Origin of the sequence: Phyllobacterium sp. OV277 (assembly GCF_900104355.1) — a bacterium.
Classification (GTDB): domain Bacteria; phylum Pseudomonadota; class Alphaproteobacteria; order Rhizobiales; family Rhizobiaceae; genus Phyllobacterium.
Genome location: NZ_FNIY01000003.1, coordinates 566,292 through 573,677, shown reverse-complemented (window position 1 = coordinate 573,677; position 7,386 = coordinate 566,292). Strand labels below are relative to the sequence as shown.

General features: G+C 57.6%; 4 protein-coding genes. 3 read left to right on the top strand and 1 reads right to left on the bottom strand.

Going from position 1 to position 7,386, the window contains the following annotated elements; genetic code table 11:
* Positions 1–588, top strand: a 588-nt coding sequence (locus BLU05_RS14705; protein ID WP_139210461.1) for an autotransporter outer membrane beta-barrel domain-containing protein, incomplete at its 5' end; no start/stop codon positions are given.
* 67 nt (positions 589–655) lie between these two features.
* Here the strand turns inward: BLU05_RS14705 and BLU05_RS14700 are convergent.
* Complete coding sequence (locus BLU05_RS14700; RefSeq protein ID WP_091881108.1) at positions 656–847, bottom strand: hypothetical protein; 192 nt, start codon at positions 845–847, stop codon at positions 656–658.
* Positions 848–958: 111 nt separating this feature from the next.
* Here BLU05_RS14700 and BLU05_RS14695 point away from each other — a divergent pair, with 111 nt between their 5' ends.
* A complete protein-coding gene (locus tag BLU05_RS14695; RefSeq protein WP_091881106.1) occupies positions 959–1,855 on the top strand; it encodes a LysR substrate-binding domain-containing protein in 897 nt (298 codons plus the stop codon).
* A gap of 78 nt (positions 1,856–1,933) precedes the next feature.
* A complete protein-coding gene (locus BLU05_RS14690; protein WP_091881104.1) occupies positions 1,934–7,381 on the top strand; it encodes an alpha-2-macroglobulin family protein in 5,448 nt (1,815 codons plus the stop codon).
* Positions 7,382–7,386: the final 5 nt, after the last annotated feature.

Genomic DNA, 7,386 nt, shown 5'->3' with positions numbered 1-7,386 from the left:
GGCACCAGACTGGATGCACTGACTTTAAGCCTTGGCACCAGCCTTGCCCATCATCAGATTGATACGCGCCGTAAAGCCCTCGGCGACAGCAACACTGCAGACTATTCGGCCAACACAGTGCAGCTGTTCGGTGAAGCCGCCTACCGGATCGATACGGCCTATGCCGCCCTCGAACCCTTTGCCGCAGCCGCCTATACCCATCTGAAAACCGATGGCTTTACCGAGACCGGTGGCAAGACTGCTCTGTCAGGTCAATCTGATACAACTGACCTGACCACCACTACCCTTGGTCTCAGGGCCTCACATCGCTTTGTCTTGAGCGAGGCGACCGCACTCACCGCTCATGGCATGGCGGGCTGGCGGCATGCCTTTGGCGATACCACACCGGAAGCCTCATTGGCCTTTGCCAGTGGTGGTCAGGCTTTCCCGGTCCATGGATTGCCCATCGCATCAGATACAGCCCTCGTCGAGGCCGGACTGGACTTTGGTATCGGCAAGGCAACCACGCTTGGCGTTAGCTATACCGGCCAGTTCTCGCAACAAACCCGCGACAATGCCGTCAAGGCCGATCTGACGGTACGGTTCTAGCTCAATCGATCCAATCTGTTCATGAACAGATTGCCCCGGAATGCTTCCGGGGCTTTTCTTTTTAAAATCAGCAACTGCGAAGCCTGCGCGGATCGAATGGCAGGTCCGCCAGTTCATCCAGTCCCATGGCTTGCAACGCCGGATGGGAGAGTGGGTCCCGGCGCCAATGGTCAGCTGCATCTTCGTCGGGAACATTCCCGTTCGGGCGGAACAGGCCAAGAATTTCCGCACACCACTTTGTTAGCCAGAAAATCTTCATAACACGGCTCCCATGATTGGAGGAATGTGCTATTCTGATTGGGTTTATTGCCATCAGCAATCAAGAATGGCGATATCAGAGTTTAGAAAATCTTGATGAAGAAATCGCATCATGAAGAATTTGAACAGGGTCCACATCAACGGATTGAAGGCTGTTGAGGCTATCGGGCGGCTGGGATCGCTGCCTAAGGCGGCGGCAGAACTTGGCGTTTCAGTCAGCGCCGTCAGCCAGCAGTTGATCCGCACCGAAGCGCAGATTGGTCACACGGTCTTTGACCGGACGCGGGCAGGGCTCGTTCCCACCTTTTTCGGCAAGGGATTCATTGCCCGGCTGGAGGAGGGGTTCCAGCATCTGTCGCGCGCTGTCGCCATGGCGGATGGGGTTGAGCAGACCCTGCTTCTTTCCGTGGCCCCGACTTTTGCCTCAAAATGGCTGGTGCCACGGCTTGGTCGTTTGCGCGCCGCACATCCGGATATGAAGATCCGCATTGATCCTTCCCCAGGCATTCTCGACCTGAAGAACTCTGATATCGATCTGGCCATCCGGCTCGGCAATGGTGATTGGCACGATGGGGCCCCTGAATGCCTGCTGCCGCAAAAGATGTTTCCGGTCTGCACGCGCGCCTTCGCCGAACGCCTGACGGGACCTGCCGATATTTTTCGCCAGCCTATCATCTGTTACGAAAATCCTATGTTCAGCTGGGATGAATGGCAGACGGCGGCTGGTCTGGGTGGTCCGCTATCCTTTGATGGCCCCACTTTCTCCGACCCGTGGCTTGCGGTCGAGGCGACCATCAGCGGGCAGGGCATCATGCTGGCTTGGGAATTGTTCGTGGAGGATGCGTTGGCCGATGGGCGTCTGGTTGCGCCATTTCCGCTGCGTGTGCCTTCAAATATTGCCTATTGGCTGGTTTCCCCGAAAAACCGCAAGCCGACGCTGCAAATGCAGCATTTTCAGGCATGGATACGCACGGAAATCGCCCTGGACGACCGCGCTCCGACCGCATGATCTGTTGACAAGTTATACCGAAGTTTGAAGAGTGCGGCTCACCACCAGACGGGTTGCGTTGGGGAGGACTACATGTCTATGCGCGCGGTTATCGGATTTTCAGTTTTTCTTCTCTCTGCCTTGGTTTCCGGCGCACCCGTTGGCGCTGCTGAAACGAATCGCGACATTGTCACCACCAAGGACGGCGACTATTTCGGGTTTGACCTGCGCACCGAAGAGGACGTGACCCTTGAGCAGTGCGAGGCTGTCTGTCTGGCTGAATCAACGTGCAAGGCCTTCACCTATAATCCCAAGGTGAAGTGGTGCTTCATGAAGTCTGACTTCAACCAGTTGCACAGTTTCCCCGGTGCCATCGCCGGCAAGGTTGTTGAAACCACCGTCGAGCCGGATATCGGCGCGCCGACAAGACTGGCATTTCTCTCCGACCAGCTTGTGCAGGATGCCCGGCAGGTCAAGGCGCGTCTTGCCTTGACGGACGCGCAGAAAGCAGAGGGCGCTGACGGGCTGAAGGCTACCGCACGGGCGGAGCTGGCCGCTGGTAATATTGAAAATGCGCTTAATGCCTTCAAAGGCGCGCTTGCCGTATCGCCCGATGATGCGGATCTGTGGATTGAAACCGCTCTCGCTGCCAATCGCGCCGACAAGAACACCTATATTGCCGGTCAGGCCGCGCTTGCCGCCTATAATGGTTATCTTTTAACCCGCACCACCCAGAGCCGCGCCGATGCGTTGGCTGTGCTGGCGGCTTCGCTGCAAAACGCGCAGAATTATCGCGCGGCGCTGAATGCCTACAAGGCCAGCCTCGAACTTGTCGATGCGAAAACTGTCAAGGCGGCCTATGTCGATCTGAAGGCTCGTCAGGGCTTCCGGGTCATCAACCACACCATCGATGCGGACAGTGCAACGGCGCGGGCATGCGTGCAGTTTTCCGAGCCGCTGGTTAAAATGGGAACGGACTACGCGCCATTCGTAACACTGGATGGAGCCGCGCCCAAAGGTCTTGAAGCCAAGGGCAGCGAGATTTGTGTAGAGGGCCTGAATCACGGCCAGCGCTACAAGCTGGCCTTGCGCGCGGGTCTGCCATCTTCGGTGGGTGAACCGTTGCAAGGTCAGGTTGATCTCGACATTTACGTCAAGGATCGCTCGGCCATGGTGCGCTTTACCGGCGATAGTTTTGTGCTGCCCAGCACCGCCCGCCGTGGCATTCCGATTGTCTCTGTTAATACCACCAGCGCCAATCTGAAGCTTTACCGCATCGGTGATCGCGGCATTGCTTCACTGCTCACAAGCTCGCAGTTTCTCACCCAGATTGATGGTTATAACGCCCAGAAATTGCAGGATGAATCCGGCGAACTGGTCTGGCAGGGCGCGATTGATATCCAGTCCGATCTCAACAAGGACGTGGTCACCAGTTTCCCCGTGGACGAAGCGTTGCCGCAGCGCAAGCCCGGCGTCTACGTTCTGACCGCAGTCTCAACCGACGCTCATACCAATGAGTGGGATTCACAGGCGACCCAGTGGTTTGTCGTTTCCGATATCGGACTTTCCACCTATACCGGCACGGATGGCCTCAATGTTTTTGCCCGGTCTTTGGCAAGCGCTCAACCTTTGATAGGCGTTGAGTTGCAGCTTCTGGCCAAGAACAATGAAGTCCTCGGTACGGCCATCACCGATACGGATGGCCGCGCGACATTCACCGCGGGCTTGCTGCGCGGCACTGCTGCCATGACGCCTGCCGTCATCACCGCCAAGAATGGCGATGCGGATTATGTGTTCCTCGACATGACGCGGGCGGGCTTTGACCTTTCGGATCGCGGTGTGACCGGCCGCACGGCTCCCGGTGCAATCGATGTGCTTCCGTGGACGGAACGCGGTATCTACCGCGCCGGTGAAACGGTGCATGCGGCAGCACTTGCCCGCGATATCAGCGCCAATGCCATCGAAAACCTGCCGTTGACCTTTGTCTTCAAGCGTCCTGATGGTGTGGAAGATCGCCGTAAGGTCAGCGCCGGTACTGAGCTTGGCGGCCATATGCTCGATCTGGCGCTGCAGGCAAACGCCATGCGCGGCACATGGAACATGCAGATTTATACGGACCCCAAAGCTTCGCCGATCGCCGAAAAATCCTTCATGGTTGAAGACTTCGTTCCTGATAGGATCGAATTCGACCTGACCAGCGAGGCTAAGTCGGTCGCAGTCGGCGCGCCGACGCCAGTTACGGTTGATGGCCGTTTCCTCTATGGCGCACCGGCAGCGGGCCTCAATCTTGAAGGTGAAGTCAGCCTCAAGCCGACGCATGAGGATGCCAACTTCAAAGGCTATCGTTTCGGTCTGGCCGATGAACAGGCCAATGAGGACACGCGCATTCCGCTGGAGGATTTGCAGGCGCTTGATGAGAACGGCAAGACGACATTCGATGTCACGCTGAATGAGGTGCCTTCAACAACGCAATTGCTGAATGCCAATATTGTCGTGCGTATGCAGGAAGCCGGTGGCCGTGCCATCGAGCGCACGCTCACCCTGCCGGTGAAATCGCAAGGCTCGAAGATCGGCATCAAACCGGAATTCGATGGTGATCTCGCCGAAAATTCCGTCGGCAAGTTCCACATCATCGGCGTTGACAATAATGGTCAGAAACAGGCGATGAATGGCTTGAGCTGGAAACTTGTCAGCGTCCAGCGCAACTATCAATGGTATCGCGATGGAAACTCATGGAAATATGAGCCCATCGTTTCGACAAAACTCATCTCCAACGGCACTGTTGATGCAACGGCTGATGGCTCTGAGATTTCCGTCCCTGTTACCTGGGGCCGTTTCCGGCTTGAGGTGGAAACAGCAGAAGCGGACGGGCCCACATCCAGCGTCGAGTTCGATGCCGGATATTATGTTGCCGCCACGTCGACCGAAACGCCTGATGGCCTTGAGATCGCGCTCGACAAGCAGAACTATGCCCCTGGCGATACGGCCAAATTGAAAGTATCGCCGCGTTTTGCCGGTGAACTTCTGGTGACGGTCGGCGCTGAAAACCTGCTGACGACGAAGCGTGCAAGCATTCCTGCGGAAGGTGGCGAGGTGGAAATTCCTGTCACTGCCGATTGGGGCGCCGGGGCCTATGTCACGGCGACACTGTTCCGTCCGGGCAATGATCGGGACAGCCATATGCCGATGCGCGCCATCGGCGTGAAATGGCTGGGTGTCAATCCGGGCGACCGCAATCTTGCGGTGAAGCTGGATACGCCAGAAAAGACCCTGCCACGCCAGCCGCTGAACATTCCCGTTCAGGTGACCGGTGCGGGCGTTGGTGACACGGCCTATGTTACGGTGGCCGCCGTTGATGTCGGTATCCTCAATCTCACCCGCTATGAAGCGCCCAATCCCGACAACTGGTATTTTGGTCAGCGCCAGCTCGGCCTTGAAATCCGCGATCTCTATGGCCGTCTCATTGATGGCTCGCAGGGCGTGGCAGGCCGGTTGCGCACCGGTGGTGATGGCGCGCAGATGCCATTGCAGGGCAGCCCGCCCACCGAAAAACTGGTTGCTTTCTTCTCCGGCCCGGTAAAGGTCGATGCGGAAGGCAAAGCCAATGTGAGCTTTGATATTCCGCAATTCAATGGAACTGCGCGCGTCATGGCTGTTGCCTGGTCTAAGGCGGGCGTTGGCCATGCCAGCAAGGATGTCATCATCCGTGACCCTGTTGTGGTGACGGCGAGCCTGCCAAAGTTCCTCGCACCCGGAGACAAGGCCGCACTACGGCTCGATATCGCCAATACGGATGCACCGGCAGGCGATTATCAGTTGCAGGTGACGAGCAATCAGGCAGTGGCTGTGGATCAGCAGTCCGCTGCCCAAACCGTCAAGCTGACGGCTGGCGGCAAGTTCGATCTGACATTGCCACTTAACGGTCAGGAACCGGGTGATGGCGTTGTCTCGGTCAAACTATCGAATGCTTCAGGGATTTCGCTGGAACAGTCGTTGAATATTCCGGTAAGGCCGGCATCACTGCCGATCACGCTGCGCAATCCGATCAAGATTGCACCCAACAGCACGTTGAAAATCGATCGCGAATTGCTGGCAAGCAGCCTTTTGCAAGGCGCATCGGTCAGTCTCAATGTATCGCGTTCATCGGCCTTCGATATACCGGGCCTGCTCATGACGCTCGACCGTTACCCCTATGGCTGCGCCGAACAGACCACCAGCCGTGCTCTGCCGCTGCTTTACCTCAGCGAAATGGCCAAGCAATCGGGTCTCGCCGAAGATGGCGATGTGCAGAAGCGGGTGCAGGAAGCGATCTTCCGCGTGCTGTCCTACCAGTCATCGACGGGCAGTTTCGGCCTGTGGGCGCCCGGTTCCGGCGATCTCTGGCTTGATGCCTATGTCACCGATTTCCTGACGCGGGCACGCGAGCAGAAATATGATGTGCCTGAGAAGGCGCTCGTACAGGCGCTGGAAAACCTGCAGAATTCACTGAGCTATGACGTGAATGTCAAGGATCAGGGCAACCAGATTGCCTATGCACTCTATGTTCTCGCCCGCAACCGCAAGGCGGCTGTGAGTGACCTGCGCTACTATGCCGATACGAAGCTGTCGGAATTCCCCACGCCATTGTCGCGCGCCCATCTGGCCGCTGCTCTGGCGCTTTATGGGGATGCGCAGCGCTCGCAGAGCATCTTCACCAACTCGCTGCAAATGTCGACCAAGGCCACCAATGTCAGCCTTGTGCGTTCCGATTATGGTTCGTCCCTGCGTGATGATGCGGCGGTTCTGGCGCTGGCGGCGGAAAGCCGTCCGGTTCCGGCCATCATTCCGCAATTGTCGCAGATTGTTGCCAAGGAATGGGAGCGCAAGCTCTATACCAGCACGCAGGAGCAGACATGGATGCTGCTGGCCGCGCGTGCCATTCAGAGTGGTGATAATGATCTGAAGCTCACCATCAATGGTGCAGCGCATACGGGCGGCTATGCCCAGCGTATGACCGGCGACGAACTGATCGCGCAGCCTGTCAGCATCACCAATGGATCAACCGAGGCCATATCGGCCGTGGTGACGACAGTTGCTGCACCCGCCCAGCCTTTACCCGCGGGTGGTGATGGCTTCAACATCCAGCGCAGCTATTACACGCTGGATGGGTCGGAGGCCAATGTCAGCGAAGCCAAGCAGAACGAGCGTTATGTTGTCGTTATCAAGGTCACTGAAAACAACAACTGGCCGTCGCGTGTCTTGATCACCGATCTCCTGCCAGCCGGTTTCGAGATCGACAATCCGGGTCTCGTCAACAGCGCACAGCTGTCGAATTTCGACTGGATCGGCGAAGTGGAAGCCGCCCATACGGAATTCCGCAGCGACCGTTTCGTCGCCGCCTTTGATCGCAATACCGGTGACAACAGGGAAATCACGCTCGCTTATGTGGTACGTGCCGTGACGCCGGGAACCTATGATCATCCGGCAGCCAGTGTCGAGGACATGTATCGCCCACAATTCTCCGCACGCACGGCAACGGGCCGGATGGAGGTTGTAACGGCGCAATAGGCGAG

Excerpts from the sequence above, each read along its gene's own strand:
- BLU05_RS14690 (WP_091881104.1), top strand. The coding sequence starts at position 1,934 with ATGCGCGCGGTTATCGGATTTTCAGTTTTTCTTCTCTCTGCCTTGGTT.
- BLU05_RS14700 (WP_091881108.1), bottom strand. The coding sequence starts at position 847 with ATGAAGATTTTCTGGCTAACAAAGTGGTGTGCGGAAATTCTTGGCCTG.
- BLU05_RS14695 (WP_091881106.1), top strand. The coding sequence starts at position 959 with ATGAAGAATTTGAACAGGGTCCACATCAACGGATTGAAGGCTGTTGAG.